Genomic DNA, 18,108 nt, shown 5'->3' with positions numbered 1-18,108 from the left:
GATCACCCCCTCCCCATGACCCCCGAGCTGCTCACGGTCCTTGGCCTGCTGGCCGTCGTCGTCGTCCTGTTCGTCATCAACCGCCCACGCATGGACGTGGTCGCCCTGTTGGTGATCGTGCTCCTGCCGCTCTCCGGCATCCTTACCGTAGACCAAGCCCTCGCTGGCTTCAGCGACCCCAACGTGATCCTGATCGCCGCACTTTTCGTGATCGGCGAAGGCCTGGTGCGCACGGGCATCGCCTACCGCATCGGCGAATGGATGAGCGCCCGCGCCGGCAACAGCGAGGCACGCCTGCTGGTGCTGCTGATGGTGTCGGTGGCGGGCCTGGGTTCGGTGATGAGCTCCACCGGCGTGGTGGCCATCTTCATCCCGGTGGTGCTGAGCATCGCCGCCCGCCTGCGCCTGTCGCCCAGCCGACTGATGATGCCGTTGAGCTTCGCCGGGCTGATCAGCGGCATGCTCAGCCTGGTGGCGACGCCGCCCAACGTGGTGGTGCACAGCGAACTGGTGCGCCATGGCGAGCAGGGTTTCAGCTTTTTCAGCTTTACCCCGTTCGGCCTCGTGGTGCTGGTGCTCGGCGTCGGCTACATGCTGCTGACCCGCCACTGGCTCAATGGCGAAGTGCGCAAGGACGGCCGCGTGGAAACCCGCCGCACCCTGCTCGACCTGGTGCTGGACTACAAGCTCAGCGGCCGCGAACGGCGCCTGCGGATTCGCCCGCACTCGCCGCTGATCGGTCACAGCCTGGGCGAACTCGAGCTGCGCACCCGGCATGGCGCCAACGTGATCGGCATCGAGCGCCAGCACAGGTTCACCACCCGGGTGATCAGCGCCGACTCCGCCACCGTCCTGCACCAGGGCGACGTGCTGCTGCTCGACCTGTTCGCCAACCGCGACGACCTGCGCAGCCTGTGCCAGAGCATGCTGCTGGAGCCGCTGCACTTCAAGGCCGCCTACTTCATCGACCAGTCGCAGGAAATAGGCATGGCCGAAGTCTCACTGCCGCCCGGCTCGCAACTGATCGGCAAGAGCATCCTCGAGCTGACCTTTCGCAGCCGCTACGGTCTCAACGTGGTCGGCCTGCGCCGCGAGCAGGCGGCGATCGAAACGCAACTGGTGGAAGAAAAACTGCGCCTGGGCGATACCCTGCTGGTGGTCGGCCCGTGGAAGGCCGTGCGCCAGCTACAGAGCCAACCGAAGGATTTTCTGGTGCTCAGCCTGCCCGCCGAGATCGACCAGGTGGCGCCGGCCCGCGCCCGCGCGCCGTATGCCCTGCTCAGCCTGGCGGTGATGGTCGGGCTGATGGTCAGCGGCCTGGTGCCCAACGTGATTGCCGCGCTGATCGGCTGCCTGCTGATGGGCGCGGGGCGCTGCATCGACATGAACAGCGCCTACCGCGCCATCCATTGGCAAAGTTTGGTGCTGATCGTCGGTATGCTGCCGTTTGCCCTGGCCTTGCAGCAGACCGGTGGCATCGACCTGGCGGTCGGCGGCCTGGTCAGCCTGCTCGGCGACGCCGGGCCGAGCGCGATCCTCGCCTGCCTGTTCGCGGTCACGGCGGTGATCGGCCTGTTCATCTCCAACACCGCCACCGCCGTCTTGATGGCGCCGGTGGCGATCAGCACCGCGACTCAGCTGGGCATGTCACCCTACCCGTTCGCCATGACCGTGGCCCTCGCGGCCTCGGCGGCGTTCATGACGCCGGTGTCTTCACCGGTCAATACGCTGGTGCTGGGCCCGGGGCAGTACCGCTTCGGCGACTTCGTCAAAGTCGGTGTGCCGTTCACCCTGCTGGTGATGCTGGTCACCGTGGTGATGGTGCCGTGGATTTTCCCACTGTGACCCGGCGCACGAGGATCTGCGCCCAAATGGCAGTATCCGCGAGGATCGTGCGGCCATAATATCCAATTGACATCAAGGAGGCTGGGGAAACACACTGGTACAAATATGTCCCAGGTGCCCGCAGTCGTTGTCCTGGATTCCGTCTCCGCTTGCCGGTAGAGCTCATGGTGTTTCCAGCACACGCCCGCCTGTTGCCTCAGCTCGCCTTGTTTGGCCTGACCCTGGCCTTGACCCTCGGCGGCATCCTCGCCCGCCCCATCGAATCGCTGTCGTTATTCTGGCCGGTCAACGCCGTGCTGGCGGGCGTGCTGCTGCGCTATCCGCGCCTGGCCACCCCGCTGGGCTTTGCCGGGGTGTGGCTGGCCATGGTCGGCGCCGACCTGGCGTGCGGCAGCCACTGGCAGCCCGCCCTGTGGTTCAACCTGTGCAACCTCGGCGTCATCGTCACGGTCTGGCTGCTGCTCTCGCGCCTGCCGCGCGCGCACCGGCGCATGCGCACGCCCCACGGCCTGCTGTGCGTGTTCGGCGCCTGCGCGGCCGGGGCGGTGGTGGCGGCCAGCATGGCCTGCGTGATGGCCGCCCCGTGGTTCCAGCAGTCGATGCGCGCGACCTGGCTGGCCTGGTTCAGCGAACAGTTCTCGACCAGCGTGCTGATCCTCCCGGCGCTGCTTACCGCGCCCACCCGCGGCGCGCTGCTGCGCGGTGGCGGCGAGGCCATCCGCCTGGCCCCGCTGCTGGTGCTGCTGGTGTCGCTGACGGTGAGTATCGCTTTTGGCGGGCCGGGCGCGATCACCTTCCCGATCGCCGCCCTGCTGTGGTGTGCCTGGGCCTACTCGCCGTTCCTGGTCTCGCTGCTGGCGCTCACCGCGGGCAGCACGCTGATCGTCGCCGTGGCGCAGAACCTCATGCACTTCAGCGTGCCGCAGAGCGTGCTCGGGGTGTCGACGTTGATGTCGGCGCGCCTGGGCATCGCCATGCTGGTGCTCGGCCCGCTGCTGGTGGCCTGCGTGACCCACGCCAACCGCGGCCTGCTGACGCGCCTCGAGCGCCAGGCGACCCTCGACCACCTCACCGGCGCCCTGACCCGCAGCGCCTTCAGCCGCCGTGCCACGGCCCTGCTCGACAGCCGCCAGGCGCATGCGCAGGCCATGCCGCTGACCCTGATGATGCTCGACATCGACCACTTCAAGTCGATCAACGACCGTCATGGCCACGGCGTCGGCGACCAGGTGCTGCGCGCCTTCGCCCGCGCCGTGCAAGAGCACCTGCAGGAAGGTGAGCTGTTTGCCCGCCTGGGCGGCGAAGAGTTCGTGGTGATCATTCCGGGGCTGGCACCCGAGCGCGCCAAGTTCACCGCCGAGCGCCTGCGCCGGGCGGTGCAGGAGCTGCACGTCACGCATGCCGACCCGCGCCTGCAGATCACCGTCAGCATCGGCCTCGACGGTTGCGCCGCCGATGCCTCGGCACCGAGCCTGGACGTGCTCCTGGCGCGCGCCGACAAGGCCCTGTATCGGGCCAAGGCCCAGGGCCGCAATCGGGTCGAGCAGGCCGAACAGCAGCGCCAGGTGGTCTGACGCTGCCGCTCGGCAGGCCCCCGCGACGGCGAGGGGATCACCCTCCAGCGCTGGCGGCGGAACCGCTGTTCATTTTCTGCTCAATTTAACAGAGGCCGCCAACGGCCTAACTTACAGCGATTTATCCACAGACCTACCCACGTTTTCTGTGGACAGAATTCCCATGGCAAAGAACGACTTATCGCACACGCAAGAACGCCGCACGGGCCTGCTTGCCCCGCGCGATCCATTGACTGACTGACGCTGTTTTGACCGCAATAACGAGGCCGTGGGCGGTGCCCAGCGGGGATCAGGCCCGTCTGCTGAAGGGACGGGCCGGGAGGTGTCGAACGCTATGGATCAAGGCGGAGGGATCGTGCCGAGCAGGCCAATCATGATAGTCAGCAGCAGAAAACCACCCAGGAACAGAGCAAGCTTGCCCATTGGAACCTCTACAGTGTGATGACGGAATGGCGCCGCTGGCTGGCGCGCAAAGCAAGCGCAGCACAGCGTGCCCAGCGCAGACCGTATGGCAAGGCTGGGCGTGTAGGCCATTTTCGGCTTTGGGCTGATACGGTAACAGATGCAGGTTAGAGGAAAAAAAGCGGATCAGATGAGCAGACGCAGCTTCTCGCACGGTAACCAGCCCAACTCGCCGTTCGCCTGGCGACGGCACCACATCCAACCATTGAGCGGGCGCAGCCCTTCGACGCCCTGGCCCGGGTCGACATCCAGCTCATGCGCCGAATACTGCTCGAGCGCCCTGCCCAAGGCGACGCCCACGCGCTCGATCAGCTGGCCGGGCACCCAGCCTGGCGCCTGGCCCACACAGGTGCACAGGTACCAGTCCTGCCAGGCCTCTTCGCCCTCATAGCGCTGGCCGATCTCCAGCAGGTCACCCTTGGCAAAACAGATGGGCCGCGGGTATTCACTGCGGTGCCCCTCGATCACGACATACTTCACACGCCTCTCCCTGGCTGCGCAAAACCGCTGATGCTAGCAGGCCATGCGACATAACCTGCCGCAGCCGACTTCAGAGCGTCATGAGCATTTCGTGCCAGGCCATGCCGCCATGATCTGAGGCCGAAGGCCGCACATAGCCATAGCCGAACTTTTCGTACAAGCCGACATGGCGGTCCTTGCACATCAGGTGAATGGTGGCCTTGCCGCGCTCGCGCATCTGCGCGACGAAGCGCGCCATCAGCAGGCCGGCATAGCCACGCCCCTGGAACGCCGGGTCGACCACCACCGACATGATCACCACATTGGCCGCCAGCGGATCATGCCCCAGCAACTCCTTGAAGGCCTCGTCGGACATCACCACCTGCTCGGCGCAGCCGCTGTTGATGAAGCCGACCACCTGGCCGTCGACTTCGAGGATCAGAAAGCCCTCGGGGTAGAGCGCGATGCGCGTGGCGATCTTCTCGCGGGTGGCAGCCTCGTCGCCTTCATAGGCCGTGGTTTCGATCTGGAAGCAACGGTCCACGTCCTGCGAAGTGGGCTGGCGAAAGGTCGGAGTGCTCATCAATCTGTCCGTCGTGCAATAAAGCGCCACATGCTAGCGCAACTGTCGGCCAACGGGTTGATTGCCAGCCGCCGCCGCGCCAGAATCCGCCTGGCACACCCCTTCTTGACGCGGGCCGAGCCTGCAGGAAATCTACTCGATGAGCGTTCCCAAGCGACGCACCGCGCCCGCCGTCATCAACCACCTGGTCGCCTTTGAAGCCGCTGCGCGCCTGGGCAGCTTTCGCGCCGCCTCCGATGAGCTGCACGTCACCCCAGGGGCCGTGGCGCAGCAGGTCCGCACCCTCGAAGACAAGCTCGGCCTGGCCTTGTTCGAGCGCCTGCCGCGCGGTCTCAAGCCCAACCGCCATGGCAGCGACTACCTCGAGCGGGTGCGCCTGGCCTTGCACATCATCGAGGACGCCAGCAGCGAACTGCTCGACCGCGACGCACCCGGCGACCCACACCAGGTGCTGCTGAGCACCACCCCGGCATTTGCCAGTCGCTGGTTGATCCCGCGGCTGGGCCGGCTGGCGGCGGCGCACCCGCAGATCGCGCTGATGATCGACGCCTCCGACAGCACCCGCCCGCTCAGCGGCAAGGGCGCGGTGGACATGGCCGTGCGCTGGGGCGCGCCGCCGTTTGCCAACGGTCACGCCCGGCCCTTGCTGCCCGGCCAGGCGGTGCCGGTCTGCGCCCCCTCACTGCGGGGCGAACACCACTGGCAACACGCCGCCGAGCTGGCCGAGCTGCCGTTGATTTCCGACAGCCACAACAACTGGAAGCGCTGGTTCGACCACTATGGTTTGCCCGCCACACGCTTCACAGGCCCCAGCTTCTCGCAGACCATCCTGGCCATCGAGGCCGCCGAGCAAGGCATGGGGATCGCCCTGGTGCCTGGCCTGCTGGTGGAAAATGCATTGAAGGCCGGCACGCTGGTGGTCGCGCTGGCAGGGCATGCGCTGCCCAGTGCGGCAGGGTTCTACATGCTTACCGAGCAGTCATTGCCCGCGGGTTGCGCGACCGCGAAGGTGGCGCAGTGGCTGGAGCATGAGGCGCAGCTGCACGGTTGAGCCGTAGTCGGGCCTCATTAGGGTTAATTGCAACATATCGTTGCGACAGCGCTGCAAACGCCTGGGCAGCGCCTGCTTGAGCAAGGTCAGGAACAAGGCACGCAAAAAGCGACCCGCGTTCGACAGGCAGCGGGATACAGCGTGACTTAATTACATGATTGGAAATACAGCTCCCCGCTAACTTGTAGGAAGCTTCATATACGGCTGTAGGACAGGTCCTACAGCCGACTATAGCCTGTATGAAAAGGCAGTGTCGCACGCCAGATTGAGCTGATACGGTCCATGTTTTCCTACATCGGCACGGACGCCTTCACCTCGAGAAAAACATGGAAACGTTCAATCGCTCAGCCGTCGCACTGCAAAAGAATCTGCTCACCCTGCGCCAGCAGCGCGACCGCTCGAGGGCCATGGGCGACGATCAGCGCGCCGAGGATCTTCAGCGGATGATTGCCCGCATCGAAGCCGCACTCGCCACCTTGCAGGGTGCATTCGAACCCCCGACGCTGCAGTGAACCGACTTGCGCCCGGCGTGGCGTGGCGCCCTGCGTTGACCCGCGATGGCAAGCGCCTGCTCGTTGTCGATCTTGGGGATCAGCTCGCTGGGGATCCGAGAAGTGGCCGACAGGTTGTAGACCCTGAAGCCGTCTCCGATCACCTGGCGCTTCATCAACGACAGCGACGGCAAGATACGGCTGGCCCAGTGCTGGTCGAGGCCACAGGGTGAACGGCCGTGCTCGCCCTTCTCATAGAAACGGCCCACGGACTGATCGAGGTCGACGCCCACCAGCAGCACCTCATTGAAGCCGAGGTGATAGGCCAACTGCAGCGCGACGTAGGCAACGGTGCGCGCATCGAAGAAGCCGTGGCTCAAGTCCTTGCTGAACCCGATCGAGCGGGCCCGTTTGCTCCACAGCGAGCGCGCCCTGGCATACGGGCTGGCAGCACCCGCCAACCACTCGCCCAGGCTCGGCTCCGCCGCCTTGGTCAACGGGTAGCACTGCGTGCCTGCGGGTAGTGCGTGCGCCTCGCCCTGCTCGGCCCAAAGCGCGAGCCGCGGGCTCTGCCGCAGCGCGGTGGCAAACAGGTGCGGCTGTTGCCGGGCAAAGTCCTTGTCGGTACAAACATAGAAGAACGGCTTGATGCCAGCCTGCTCAAGCAGACTGATCGAGCCGTTCATCGCAATGATCGGACAATCGGCAAAACGCTGCAGCGGAAACTGCCCAGCCGACTGACCGGAGGCCAGAATAACGACCGGACCACTCTGGGTATTGCGACACGCCTCGAAGTCGGAGAACGCCCCGCGTAGAGCCTGCGGCTGCGACGGAAGTGAGTTCATTGATCTGTTCAAACAGTGGAATGACTTACAAGGTTACATAGGTTTACAACTCATACGCCAGCATTTACATAACACTTACGCGAATGCCATACATAGGCCATTAATACCAACTGGCCATCACTCGTAAGTGTCTTATGGTGATTTGTTAAGATAGGTAAAGATAGCGGTTAGTTACGTTAAGACAGTTACCGGCTGAATAGGTAACTTATAAAAATTAAAGGACGGAACTTATCAGCGCAACTTCAGTCAATTGATAATCCGTCTGGATTTTTCATACCGCTATTGCCCCCTGACACCCACAGTCCCGCCCGGCGCGCGATTTCTCCTGGCCGTGCCATCACCGCTGGTATGATGTAGCCCTTCCCTTCACTGCCCCACTGCCTGCCCATCAAGGACCTCGCCGTCGAACATGAAGCCGTTTGAAAACTACAAGGTCATCGCCGACTGCATCGCCACCCTGCTCTTTCCGCATGCCGAGGTCATCGTCCACGACCTCGAGAGCCAGACGGTAGTGCACATCGCCAACAACTTCTCCAAGCGCACGCTGGGTGATGACTCCGCCCTGGACGACTTGCCGGACGATCTCGGCCAGGCCGCCAGCCTCGGCCCCTACGAGAAGCTCAACTGGAACGGGCAGAAGATCCGCTCGATCAGCAGCGTGCTGCGCGACGCCCAGGGCAAGCCCGAGGCACTGCTGTGCATCAACGTCAATTTTTCAGTGCTGGAGCAGGCCCGCGATGCGCTCGACGCGTTCTTCCAGGTCAGCCGGCTAGTGCCGCAACCCGACGCGCTGTTCAGGGATGACTGGCAGGAGCGCATCAATACCTTCCTGCACGCCTGGCTGGGTGAGCGGCAGCTGTCGCTGAATACCTTGAGCATGAAGCACAAGCGGGTACTGATCGAAGCGCTGTACAACGAAGGGGCGTTCGAAGGGCGCAGTGCCGCCGACTATGTGGCCAACGTGCTGAGCATGGGCCGGGCGACGGTCTACAAGTGGGTCAAGCTGCTGCGCGGCTAGCGGGCGCAGGCCAGCCCCGCCTCGCCTCGGCAGCAGCGCACCTGCGCCGGCAGGGCTTACTCTGCGCTTTGGGCAAGCACGGCCAAGGCGCGGTCAGCGGCATTCTGGAAGATGCGCCGCAGGCTCTCGGCCTCGGCCTTGACGATCACGCGGGCGGCGATCAGGCCATGGGCAAAACCGATCCCCAGGCTTTTTGCGCAGAGCAGCTCTTCGCGGTCCTTGGCGTCGGCGATATCGCCCAGGTAGAGGGCAGCGGGATGCTCGTAACGCTCCAGCAGTTTCAGCGCGCGAAGCTCGTCCACGGAGATGGCGAACTGGGCGGCGGCCTCCGCACCCAGGCTTAAATGCTCAAACTGAAGCAGGCTGAGACGGTCGGTGGCGGTCATGGTGAATTTCCCTTCCCTCATAAAAACGGATCAGATCCGAGCGCTCCGCGCTCAGGGCTTGAAATGGATGAGCTGTTGGGTAGCAGGTTAACAGAAGCGGGGGCTGACCGCGCTTGGAAAGACGCCTTGACCGGTCAACGGCTGCGCGATGACGGGATGCCTGCGCAGACGCGCTGCTGAAACGGTGCGAACGGCCCGGAGAATGTGTCTTCAGCTCCCCGCCGCCCAGCGCTCCAGTTGTATCAGCTGAAGTCACAACCGATGCGGACCCACATTATCTTGCGGCAAGCGCCATTGAATCGCCGGAGCTTACATAATCAATGCTACCGATTTAATGAAGCGCCCCGCAGGCGTGTGCTCGTTTTTATAGTTCGGTTACATAGTCTCGAACAGAAATCGCACAACCTTCACCGCACGCTGGCGGATATAGGCGATGACTTCGACGTCGGCTAGAGTTTGAACCTGCCCATCCAGCCTACGGAGCTCGTCATGATCCACGGTAAAACCCTAGACGCCTGGAAACGGAGTCATCCGCTCATCACCGAGCTGACGGCGTTGAAACCCATTTCCTGGTTCAACCCAGGTATCGCCAAGGTTTCTGAAGCGCTGGATGACGTAGGGCTGTCAGCCGCGGATGTTCAGTCAGCGAGCGACAGGCTGCAACGGTTCGCCCCCTACCTGGCGAAGGTATTTCCAGAAACGGCGGCGAGCGGCGGCATTATTGAATCGCGCCTCCTGCCACTCACCCAGACACAAATCCTGCTAACCGAAGAGTCCGCCCTGGAAAATAGCGGTTCTCTTTGGCTCAAAGCCGATAACGAGCTGCCGATCTCAGGCTCGGTCAAAGCCCGCGGCGGTATCCACGAAGTGCTCAAGCATGCTGAGGACAGAGCGCTGGCGGCAGGTTTGATCAGCCTGGAGGATGACTACACCGTCCTGGCCAGCGATGCGTCCAAAGCCTTTTTCAGCCAGTACACACTGGCAGTGGGCTCGACCGGCAACCTGGGTCTATCGATCGGCATCATGGGGGCAACGCTGGGGTTCAAGGTGACGGTGCACATGTCTGCAGATGCGCGTCAGTGGAAGAAGGACAAGCTGCGCGCCAACGGTGTAACGGTGATCGAGTATGCGTCCGACTACAGCGTTGCAGTCGAGCAGGGTCGATCGCAGGCCGCCGCAGACCCCGCCTGCTACTTCGTCGACGACGAGAACTCGCCGCATCTGTTCCTCGGCTACGCAGTGGCCGCTGAGCGTCTGGCACGCCAGTTCGACGAGGCTGGCATCAGCGTCAGTGAAGAGGCGCCGCTGTTCGTCTACCTGCCGTGTGGCGTGGGTGGTGGCCCGGGGGGCGTGGCGTTTGGGCTCAAGCTGGTGTTCGGCGATGCGGTGCATTGCCTGTTTGCCGAGCCGACGCACTCGCCGTGCATGCTGCTGGGGGTTTATACGGGGTTGCACGACCAGACCAGCGTTCAGGATTTTGGCATCGACAACATGACCGCCGCAGATGGGCTTGCGGTGGGCCGACCCTCCGGGTTTGTTGGCAAGGCGATGCAGCGATTGATCGATGGGTATTACACGGTTACCGATGAGGAGCTGTATCGGCTGTTGGTGGTGGCCTGGGAGCGGGATGGCGCTCGGCTTGAGCCTTCGGCGTTGGCGGGGGTGCCAGGGATGGTGCGGGTGTTGCAATCGCCGGGTTATCTGGAGCGCATGGGGTTCACGCCTGAGCGGCTGCAGAGGGCCACGCACCTTGTCTGGGGCACGGGGGGGAGCATGGTGCCGGCGGAGGCGTTTGAAGAGTATCTGGCGAAAGGGGTTGGGCTGCAACGGTAGCCGTTTCGAGGTCCCGCCAAGTAGCGCGCCGCCTTGATAACCGTGGTGCGCTCGCCACCTGCGCGGCGCATCGCGGGCAAGCCCGCTCCTACAGTTGTTGCTACGTGCAATCGCGTATGAACAGAGGCGTCGCCAGCCATTATGGTGCATGGCGAGAACCACAAAAAAATCTATAGAGATCGACTCAATTTTTTCGTCGTACAAACAAGGTGAAAACCTCGGTCTGTCAGGTCATGGTACGTTGCAACAAATGTAGGAGCGGGCTTGCCCGCGATGCGCCGCGCGGGCGGCGCTCGATTTCAAAGACGCAACAGACTCTGCGGCATGCGCCACACAGCACTGATTCCTAAAGAATGAACCTGCTTGTCTCGCCCTGCGCCTCCTGACCTGGGGCACACTGCACGTTACAGTGGGCGCTCCGGGCAGTCAGCTATCAGCGTCGGACGAATGCTCGCCGTGAGCGCCTACCGCAAACAACCGATCAGCTATCTCCCGTCCTCGCTCCAGCCCTTCAGTCGTTAACCAGATCGACTTGTTACGGTTCACCGGATCGCTGATGAAACCCTGCTCGTGCAGTCGGTTCATGATCTCGAAGTCGAACCCTTTCCAGGCGTTGCCGGAATCAGAGCTGAAGGCTGCCAACAGGCCAAGGACGGCTTCTTCGAGGAGTTTTTCGTCGTATTGCATGATGGTACCTCCGCACGTAGGTTTTAACGTTAGGGTTAAATCCTACCTAGAGGCTACCTCGACGGCGATGATCTTCAAGCACAGGTTGTCAGCCCGATGCAAGGCGAAAGGTTGCAGAGAGACCTTCATGCTCGACTCGATGTCTTCGTCGTACCAACAAGGCTAAAACTCCAATCCATCAGGCCATGGCACGTTGCAACAAATGGGGGAGCGGCCTTGTGTCGCGATGGGCCGCGCGGGCGGCGCTCGATCTTGAGGTCGCCCGAGAAGCCAGTAGCATGAACTAGAATTGGAAGCGCGTCCAAAACAAACCCTTCCAAACGGCGTTCCCGCGGTTGATGTCACCGACTCCAAAAACGCAAAAAGCCCTGACTAATCAGGGCTTTGAAGTTGGCGGAAGAATAGAGATTCGAACTCAGAAAATCCGCGCTCCATGGGCTGTAGGCCTTGATTTACTTGGAGTCTATCACACCCCTGTCACCGGTTTTGTTCCCTGAGTGTTCCCAGCCTGCGGGCAGACGTCACCCTGCCACCCCTCCCCCGTAGGCCATTTGTCATTTCAGGTGGCCCCCTCAAAAAGGTAATTTTGGTAATCGGTTTTCAAATCAACCGTCAAACCATTTAAAATCAATTGGTTGCGCGGAGTACATAAAGGTAATTTTTTAGAAATTTTTAGGTAATCCAATTACCCAAACCTTAGGTTGAGCCGGGGAACACTCAAACCTAGTAAAGCCAATGGCTTAGTTAATAATCACCTTTTGACTTACCGTTCCTTAACATTTTTGATAATCGCTACTAGCCATGAATTCCGTGGTCAAAGGCGCAATCCAGAAGGGGTGATTACCAAAATCACCTATTTTTGAAACTACAACTAGAAATGCCTGAGCTGCACCGGCATGTCGAGACAACGGCCGCAGCCCCGGCACTGCAGGGATTCGCAGAAACCAATACACCCCATACCCTTCCCGAGACCAGATACGGGGCGGCTTGTCCCCAGCTACAGGGGCGCAGAAATTCCGACACGTTTTAGCCCGCAGGCGTGGCGGGGGGACGAGGGCGCGCGCCAGGGTCGGGTAGACATAAATTTATAAATTGGTATTAATGAACGCAGGAATCTGGATTTTGAAATCGATAGGGTACATTTCAATGGAAACAGTGATACCAAAGCACCGATTGAATGGATTCAGCTGCCCACACTGCGGGGCCTATGCGCATATGAACTGGTACCCGCTCCGTTACGGACAGGGCGGCGTGAGCGCGTTGGACATGGCAGAATGTGTGAGGTGCGATGAACATACCTTTTGGCGCAAAGACCAAGCCCGGATGATAGATCCTCTGTCGAGCGTTGCCCCGCGCCCAGCTGCGGACATGCCCGAAGATGTGAGAAAGGATTACTTGGAAGCAGCGGCGGTATTCGCGGTTTCCCCTCGGGCAGCAGCTGCGCTACTTCGACTCGCGCTGCAAAGGCTCTGCGTACACCTGGGAGAGAAAGGTGAGAAGATCGACATCGATATTCGAGAGCTAGCCAAAAAAGGAATTCTGCCCGAACTGCTTATTAAGGTTGCAGATACAGTGAGGATCACTGGCAACAATGCAGTGCACCCTGGCGAGATGGACATCGCGGACGTGGATTTTATCGCTTCAAAGATGTTTCAAATGCTTAATCTAATCGTACATAAAGGTATAACCGAGCCGGCCGAGCTGAAGGCCTTGTACGAAATGGTGCCAAAGGGCGCGCGAGAAGCTGCAGAGAAAAAAGACGCGAAGGCTCGCGCAGATAAATGAAGATGAACTGAGACACTGGAAAGAAAGCTTTCAATAAGTGCTTTTCTTGAGTTACACATCACCCAATTAAGAATGGATCAATGAGCCTCAAGAAGACAATAAAAATAGCAGATCTAATTATTGACACTGGATTGACCTGCAGCGGCATTCCTGGCGCCGAAAAAATCTATAACTTTGCCAAAATTGGGGCTTCATTCGTACGAGACTACATCTCAGAACAGAGCGAGAAAAAAGCATACGAATTTCATCGACGACTTCTTTTAGCTGATGATGACAGTCTTGACGAAAAATTAAATCAAGCCCAACTGGACGCTGCAGACTATCATGCATTATTCAGCGCATGCCTCTCGGACATAGAGCAAGAAAAAAGTGGGATCTATGGCCACTTAGCCAAGATGATAGCAACAAGCAAAGTCCCGAAGGAAATTCGGAGGTACTTCATCTTAAAGCTTAGAGAGATGACTTGGGACCAGCTGGACATACTGGCAAAGACGTACGTTGTAAGCAGCCATAGAATCATGCCAAGCCAGGGCAACCATGAGCTAAGGACCAGTGAGATCCTAGATAGCGAGAATCCATTTAGCGCCAAGGGCATGGATATTCATTATCTAAACCAAAATAAATTCATAGCTGATAGCAAAATTACAGTTCTGGGGAAACAGTTTATTAAATCGTGCTTCCCCGACGAGCTAATTACACCAGGAGCCTACAATTACCGAGAGTGGGCTGGGGCTAACTATGCAATGCTTAGCTTGCAAGAGCACGGCATAGACCACGTAGATTATAAAAGGATCGAAAACCACTTCAGAGACAAGGGCATAATGGGTCAAAGCGGGTATATGGAAGGATTATTAGATCGAGAAGCCCATATACCTATCGTAGATTTTATTCTAGTCGCCTACCCCAACGGCAAAAAACTAAACGCCTGCCGCCTTGCAAACCTTGAACAGCTAATTTCTCGTAAAGCGGCGCTGCAAATCATTTTTACGGAAAAACCTGAAGATATCGCAGAGCCGCTTATCAGTAAATCCCCTTACATAGCCATCTGCAATGAAGACAAATACCAATCCGGCCAGTTAGCTTATGAAAAAATGGGCAATATCCTTTTGGAGCGTAAAAAAAACCAAGAACAGCATCCCTCTTCTACAGAATAAAACTGGACAAACAAAGCCGCCTCAATGGGGGCTTTTCCGTTCCAGATACCTCAGCTTGCTTTGTGGTTCGGCAACTCGTAGGGGTTGAAGCTAATCACCTCCCCCCCAACCACTCGTTGATTTGCAAAAGCCTAGCCTGCTCGGGCTCCAGCTCGTTGATAGCCGAGAGCTCAGTTGCATTGCGAACTAAACCAAACCAGCTTGCGTTCTGCGGTACCACCCCCGTCAAACGGCTACACCACCCTGGAGCTGGAAAGTAAGCTGCGAGGGGTCTCGACCGAAAGACTTTACCAGGACGAGAACGGCGGCACATACACCGGAGTGGTGGCGTTTTATTGCGATAAAACCACCGGAAGAGAAATGTCTGTGGTCGCTGGCGATGCCACCAAGCCAACACGGATTAAGAGGGGTTATAACAACGAGGAAGCCGCTCAGAAAGCAGCTGATCGGGAATGGAAGAAAATGCAGGGTAGCTCTCGACAGCTACCCTTGGAAAATTTTTAATTCAAACGATGAGCCAAGTCTACAACCTTTCTGTAGCTGCGCAGTCGCTCTGGCGCATCACCATTACAGTTGGCATAAAAGACAGTTGAGCGCCACCCTTCTAGATTTTGCCCGAAGGAGCGAAAACCCTGCTCACTCAACATCACCATAGAATGATAGAACGACACCAATTCAAAAACACTCTCTAACGAGCTCACAAATAAAAACTTGGTATTGACAAGACTATAATCAAACGACTTATGCAAATCCTCAAGACCCCTAGCACTAAAGAAAGTGAGATAAGTCTCGGCTTTAGAGTTTTTGTAAAATACAAGAAACGCCAACCAGAAGAAATTAACATTCCCGCCAATGGTGTCGGCCGCACCTTTAATTTGCTGAATGTAGTTGTTAATCTCACGCAAACCGACATCGAAGCATTTAGCCAACGCCACAATCATCAGTTGATTTTCATTAAAATCCTCAAGATCACAAACCACCGTATAACGATCTGGATAAATGACATCTTGTCCCATTCCGCGCACCGACTGGTAGGAGAAATTATCTACACGACCTGTCACATTTATATTGATCGCTATCGAGGGCACGGGCGGGAGCATGCTTTTAACCAATGGGAAGATATTTTCATTATCCAACCTAAACTCGGCGTCAAAGAAACGATTCAAGTAACATTCCGAATGAAACCCTTGCCCGTATACAGCCCGAATCGAATGCGCGAGCTGCACAGAGTCGGAAGCAATAATGAATCTACAATCTTCCAGCTCGAAAAAATGTTTAATTCGCTCTAACAGCTCGATTGCATATGTAGGCCTACAGCGATCGAGCTCATCAATAAAAATGAAAGCGGGCGCCTTCAGGCCTTTATTCTCAGCTGCTTGGGACAGCCTTCTTGAAACTTCCACCTTGAATTCTTTTACGTTCTGCTTCGTTTCCATCTGATCTTTAATCAGAGACTCAACCACACTTCCCGTAGCTTCTTCAGCACCCTCTCCGAAAAGATCATTTAGCTCAACGCCACTAAACTTTTTGAAGAGCCCTTTTAAAATCAGAGGACCAGCTTTTTGAACCAACAATGACCCAGCATTAACTAGGTCCTCACCGACACTTGTAGCGGTGATATCAACAGGATCACGCAACTGATCTTCAATGCAAGCAATCAACGCCACTAGCGGCTCGGCAGAATAATCAGTTTCCCATGCATTGAAGCGTACACAAACATGCTTTTCAGAAAGTGTGGCAGCCCAACGCTCCAAGAAAAAAGACTTCCCAGTCCCCCAAGGCGAGTTAACATTCAGAACTTTGACATGCGCATTACTTAAGATGTATTTATTCAGAAACTCAGCACTTGGCTTCCTATCCATATGATCGTCTTGCCAAATACCGCCCATAACGCCTCCTTTTGAAGGGGGCTTATTAATCAAGCCCCACCATAATTCCTTACTCAGATGACTTTCGAAGTACCTCCAATACCCTCATCAAATCTTGTCGCCGCTGCTCATCCAAGCCGCGTAGTAATTCGATAAAGAGGCGCTCCAACTGGGTAAGGCTTTCCATCATAGGTACTGCACGATGGCCACTATGCACGCCAGCCCCGTAACCGAGCAAGCATGCGACACAGCCCGACAACGCTTGGAAAAGCAGGGCATCTCCTTGAAAGAGTTCGCTATCAAGCATGGACTTCAACCCAGCACTGTCTATGCCGTCCTCCTTGGACAAAAAAAGTGCTTCCGCGGTGAAGCGCACTGAGCAGCCGTCCTGCTCGGGATAAAGCGAATGCCTACTACCAGCAAAACCAAAAACTAGCCACCTGGCCCAAGGAAGAAACCAGAACATTAAGACCACCGTTCTAGAGAACCTACGCCAGGTTGTCAGCGCCGTTGTATGTCACCGCCAAGCTGAATCCGCCCACGGACGCCCCCCACGTCTTTGCCGAAGCCTACGCCACCGAAGGCTTGCTTGAGATCCTGAAGGTGCGTGTCGCCCGAGGCGAACGCGGGATCCTGGTGATGAACTGTTCGCGGGCCCAAGTGCAGGCCGTCCTAGAGTGGTGCACCTGCGACGATGATGGCAAGTTGCGGGACCTTGCGATTTTCCTGGTGCGCCAGGCGAGTAGTTCGACCTTGCACGGCAAAAACTGACGCCCAGAACTTCTAGGCCTGGAAATCAGCCGTCACCTCAGCACGGCCCATACACTGGGCCGTATCTTTGTTTTCGAGTAGAAATTAATGGCAGCTGGAGCCGAAGCACGCGGCAACCACGTCCGCGTATATTTCCGTTACCAGGGAGAGTTGTGCCGGGAAACCATTCCCGGGTCGCCTCGCCCGCAAACTTGGCTAACGCCGAGCGCCTGGTCGGGATCATCAATTACGAGACTGAGGCCGGTACCTTCAACTATGCCCGCCACTTCCCTGACTCGCCCGGGTCAAGACCAACACCCTTGGCCACTACATTGGCCTGTGGCTGGAAACAAAGGGCAACCAGATGCCGGCCAGCGGCTTCGCCATGTACCGCAGCCGTACCGAGAAACACATACGCCCGCGTTGGGGCGACCAGTAGGCAGATCGAATCGACCATCTGGACATAACACTGGGTGCAAACGGTAGTAATGCCCAAGCTACACAACAAGACCGTGCGCGAGATCGTGAGCCCTCTGCGCCAGATCTTCCAGCTGTACCGCACTAGGACCGGCTTTGCTTTCGACCCGACCGACGGGATAACCATCTCACTGCCGGATGCAGACGACCCGGACCCTTTCACTCGGAAGAAATCGGGGCGATTATGGCCAGCAGACAGACCGGGAGCTGGAAATCAACCTCACTGAATTCATGATCTGGACTGGCCCGCGAGTCAGCGAAGCGATGGCTATTGCCTGGGAAGACGTCGACCTGGTGGCCGGTACCGTGGAGATTCGCCGCGCCCGGGTGGCCGGCCAGTACAGAGTGACCAAGACCCGGCGCTCTACACGCAAGGTCAAACTGCTCACTCCAGGCCTGCGCGGGCTGCAGGCGCAAGCCAGGTTCACCCAGCACCATGGGCCGGAATTGATCGAGGTCGTCGATCGCGACAATCGGACCGTGCGGGAACAGCGCGCGCGCTGTGTCTTCCACAACAGTGCCACTGGTGAGCCGTACCGCTCCTCAAATGTTCTGCGCCATGGCTGGTGGATCACGCACCTGGGAAAAGCTGGTGTACGCCAGCGCGGGCCGAACACCTGCCAGCACGCCTTCGCCAGCCAGATGCTGAGCAGTGGTATCGCCACGCCGGAGCGGATCGCAGATCAAATGGGGCACACGTCGACGGCGATGATCTTCAAGCACTACGCGAAGTGGACCAGCGAAGATGGGCCGGATGTGGTCAGCTTGCTGAATCGGGCACTCAAGTTGAGCTGACAAAGGACAAAAAAGGGGCCATATAGGCCCCTTTCTTTTGCCTGA

General features: G+C 58.6%; 15 protein-coding genes and 2 pseudogenes. 10 read left to right on the top strand and 7 right to left on the bottom strand.

The window, feature by feature from the left end:
• Positions 1–15 precede the first annotated feature (15 nt).
• Complete coding sequence (locus CCOS865_RS10650; protein WP_119140510.1) at positions 16–1,845, top strand: SLC13 family permease; 1,830 nt, start codon at positions 16–18, stop codon at positions 1,843–1,845.
• Between the two features lie 149 nt (positions 1,846–1,994).
• On the top strand, positions 1,995–3,419 hold the full coding sequence (locus CCOS865_RS10645) for a GGDEF domain-containing protein (protein WP_119140508.1): 1,425 nt from the start codon (positions 1,995–1,997) through the stop codon (positions 3,417–3,419).
• 588 nt (positions 3,420–4,007) lie between these two features.
• Here the strand turns inward: CCOS865_RS10645 and CCOS865_RS10640 are convergent.
• Positions 4,008–4,361, bottom strand: coding sequence for an SH3 domain-containing protein (locus CCOS865_RS10640; RefSeq protein WP_119140506.1), 354 nt, complete (start codon positions 4,359–4,361; stop codon positions 4,008–4,010).
• A 70-nt stretch (positions 4,362–4,431) separates the two neighbouring features.
• On the bottom strand, positions 4,432–4,923 hold the full coding sequence (locus CCOS865_RS10635; protein WP_119140504.1) for a GNAT family N-acetyltransferase: 492 nt from the start codon (positions 4,921–4,923) through the stop codon (positions 4,432–4,434).
• 139 nt (positions 4,924–5,062) lie between these two features.
• On the opposite strand from CCOS865_RS10635, the gene CCOS865_RS10630 reads away from it, so the two are divergent.
• Positions 5,063–5,974, top strand: a complete 912-nt coding sequence (locus tag CCOS865_RS10630; protein WP_119140502.1) for a LysR substrate-binding domain-containing protein — start codon at positions 5,063–5,065, stop codon at positions 5,972–5,974.
• Positions 5,975–6,410: 436 nt separating this feature from the next.
• Here CCOS865_RS10630 and CCOS865_RS10620 read toward each other — a convergent pair whose 3' ends face one another.
• Positions 6,411–7,310 carry a lipopolysaccharide biosynthesis protein gene (locus CCOS865_RS10620; RefSeq protein WP_244216081.1) on the bottom strand — a complete coding sequence of 300 codons (900 nt, stop codon included), beginning with the start codon at positions 7,308–7,310 and terminating at the stop codon, positions 6,411–6,413.
• A 409-nt stretch (positions 7,311–7,719) separates the two neighbouring features.
• Between CCOS865_RS10620 and CCOS865_RS10615 the strand changes: the two genes are divergently transcribed.
• Positions 7,720–8,328 carry a helix-turn-helix transcriptional regulator gene (locus tag CCOS865_RS10615; RefSeq protein WP_119140491.1) on the top strand — a complete coding sequence of 203 codons (609 nt, stop codon included), beginning with the start codon at positions 7,720–7,722 and terminating at the stop codon, positions 8,326–8,328.
• Positions 8,329–8,384: 56 nt separating this feature from the next.
• Here CCOS865_RS10615 and CCOS865_RS10610 read toward each other — a convergent pair whose 3' ends face one another.
• The gene (locus CCOS865_RS10610; RefSeq protein WP_119140489.1) at positions 8,385–8,714 is read right to left on the bottom strand and encodes a hypothetical protein; all 330 of its coding nucleotides are present in this window, start codon (positions 8,712–8,714) and stop codon (positions 8,385–8,387) included.
• A gap of 489 nt (positions 8,715–9,203) precedes the next feature.
• On the opposite strand from CCOS865_RS10610, the gene CCOS865_RS10605 reads away from it, so the two are divergent.
• A complete protein-coding gene (locus tag CCOS865_RS10605) occupies positions 9,204–10,547 on the top strand; it encodes a D-serine ammonia-lyase (RefSeq protein ID WP_119140487.1) in 1,344 nt (447 codons plus the stop codon).
• Positions 10,548–10,973: 426 nt separating this feature from the next.
• Here the strand turns inward: CCOS865_RS10605 and CCOS865_RS10600 are convergent, their stop codons facing one another.
• Positions 10,974–11,234: a DUF6429 family protein gene (locus CCOS865_RS10600; RefSeq protein WP_119140485.1), complete on the bottom strand. Its 261-nt coding sequence runs from the start codon at positions 11,232–11,234 to the stop codon at positions 10,974–10,976.
• Between the two features lie 1,251 nt (positions 11,235–12,485).
• Between CCOS865_RS10600 and CCOS865_RS10595 the strand changes: the two genes are divergently transcribed.
• Positions 12,486–13,019 (top strand): DUF4145 domain-containing protein, encoded by a 534-nt coding sequence (locus CCOS865_RS10595; RefSeq protein WP_244216080.1) that lies wholly within the window; start codon positions 12,486–12,488, stop codon positions 13,017–13,019.
• An 80-nt stretch (positions 13,020–13,099) separates the two neighbouring features.
• On the top strand, positions 13,100–14,173 hold the full coding sequence (locus CCOS865_RS10590; RefSeq protein ID WP_119140481.1) for a hypothetical protein: 1,074 nt from the start codon (positions 13,100–13,102) through the stop codon (positions 14,171–14,173).
• A 50-nt stretch (positions 14,174–14,223) separates the two neighbouring features.
• On the opposite strand, the pseudogene CCOS865_RS28420 reads toward CCOS865_RS10590, so the two are convergent.
• Together CCOS865_RS28420 and CCOS865_RS10580 are read right to left on the bottom strand one after the other, a co-directional pair.
• A pseudogene (locus CCOS865_RS28420) lies at positions 14,224–14,405 on the bottom strand (phage portal protein); the annotation flags it as partial.
• Between the two features lie 268 nt (positions 14,406–14,673).
• On the bottom strand, positions 14,674–16,062 hold the full coding sequence (locus CCOS865_RS10580; protein WP_119140479.1) for a KAP family P-loop NTPase fold protein: 1,389 nt from the start codon (positions 16,060–16,062) through the stop codon (positions 14,674–14,676).
• 190 nt (positions 16,063–16,252) lie between these two features.
• Here CCOS865_RS10580 and CCOS865_RS10575 point away from each other — a divergent pair, with 190 nt between their 5' ends.
• The 3 genes and pseudogenes from CCOS865_RS10575 to CCOS865_RS10565 all read left to right on the top strand — a co-directional run bounded on the left by CCOS865_RS10575 (position 16,253) and on the right by CCOS865_RS10565 (position 18,063).
• Positions 16,253–16,420, top strand: coding sequence for a helix-turn-helix domain-containing protein (locus CCOS865_RS10575; RefSeq protein ID WP_119140986.1), 168 nt, complete (start codon positions 16,253–16,255; stop codon positions 16,418–16,420).
• A 131-nt stretch (positions 16,421–16,551) separates the two neighbouring features.
• Positions 16,552–16,812, top strand: a complete 261-nt coding sequence (locus CCOS865_RS10570) for a hypothetical protein (protein WP_244216079.1) — start codon at positions 16,552–16,554, stop codon at positions 16,810–16,812.
• Positions 16,813–16,899: 87 nt separating this feature from the next.
• A pseudogene (locus CCOS865_RS10565) lies at positions 16,900–18,063 on the top strand (Arm DNA-binding domain-containing protein).
• Positions 18,064–18,108 lie beyond the last annotated feature (45 nt).

This window comes from Pseudomonas reidholzensis, from assembly GCF_900536025.1.
Classification (GTDB): domain Bacteria; phylum Pseudomonadota; class Gammaproteobacteria; order Pseudomonadales; family Pseudomonadaceae; genus Aquipseudomonas; species Aquipseudomonas reidholzensis.
Note: the sequence above shows the minus strand (reverse complement) of the source record. Positions and strands in the feature narration are given on the sequence as shown.

Bases quoted from the DNA above. Each gene is read 5' to 3' on its own strand.
- CCOS865_RS10635 (WP_119140504.1), bottom strand. From the start codon at position 4,923: ATGAGCACTCCGACCTTTCGCCAGCCCACTTCGCAGGACGTGGACCGT.
- CCOS865_RS10590 (WP_119140481.1), top strand. From the start codon at position 13,100: ATGAGCCTCAAGAAGACAATAAAAATAGCAGATCTAATTATTGACACT.
- CCOS865_RS10575 (WP_119140986.1), top strand. From the start codon at position 16,253: ATGCACGCCAGCCCCGTAACCGAGCAAGCATGCGACACAGCCCGACAA.
- CCOS865_RS10615 (WP_119140491.1), top strand. From the start codon at position 7,720: ATGAAGCCGTTTGAAAACTACAAGGTCATCGCCGACTGCATCGCCACC.
- CCOS865_RS10650 (WP_119140510.1), top strand. From the start codon at position 16: ATGACCCCCGAGCTGCTCACGGTCCTTGGCCTGCTGGCCGTCGTCGTC.
- CCOS865_RS10600 (WP_119140485.1), bottom strand. From the start codon at position 11,234: ATGCAATACGACGAAAAACTCCTCGAAGAAGCCGTCCTTGGCCTGTTG.
- CCOS865_RS10610 (WP_119140489.1), bottom strand. From the start codon at position 8,714: ATGACCGCCACCGACCGTCTCAGCCTGCTTCAGTTTGAGCATTTAAGC.
- CCOS865_RS10605 (WP_119140487.1), top strand. From the start codon at position 9,204: ATGATCCACGGTAAAACCCTAGACGCCTGGAAACGGAGTCATCCGCTC.
- CCOS865_RS10620 (WP_244216081.1), bottom strand. From the start codon at position 7,310: ATGAACTCACTTCCGTCGCAGCCGCAGGCTCTACGCGGGGCGTTCTCC.
- CCOS865_RS10580 (WP_119140479.1), bottom strand. From the start codon at position 16,062: ATGGGCGGTATTTGGCAAGACGATCATATGGATAGGAAGCCAAGTGCT.
- CCOS865_RS10630 (WP_119140502.1), top strand. From the start codon at position 5,063: ATGAGCGTTCCCAAGCGACGCACCGCGCCCGCCGTCATCAACCACCTG.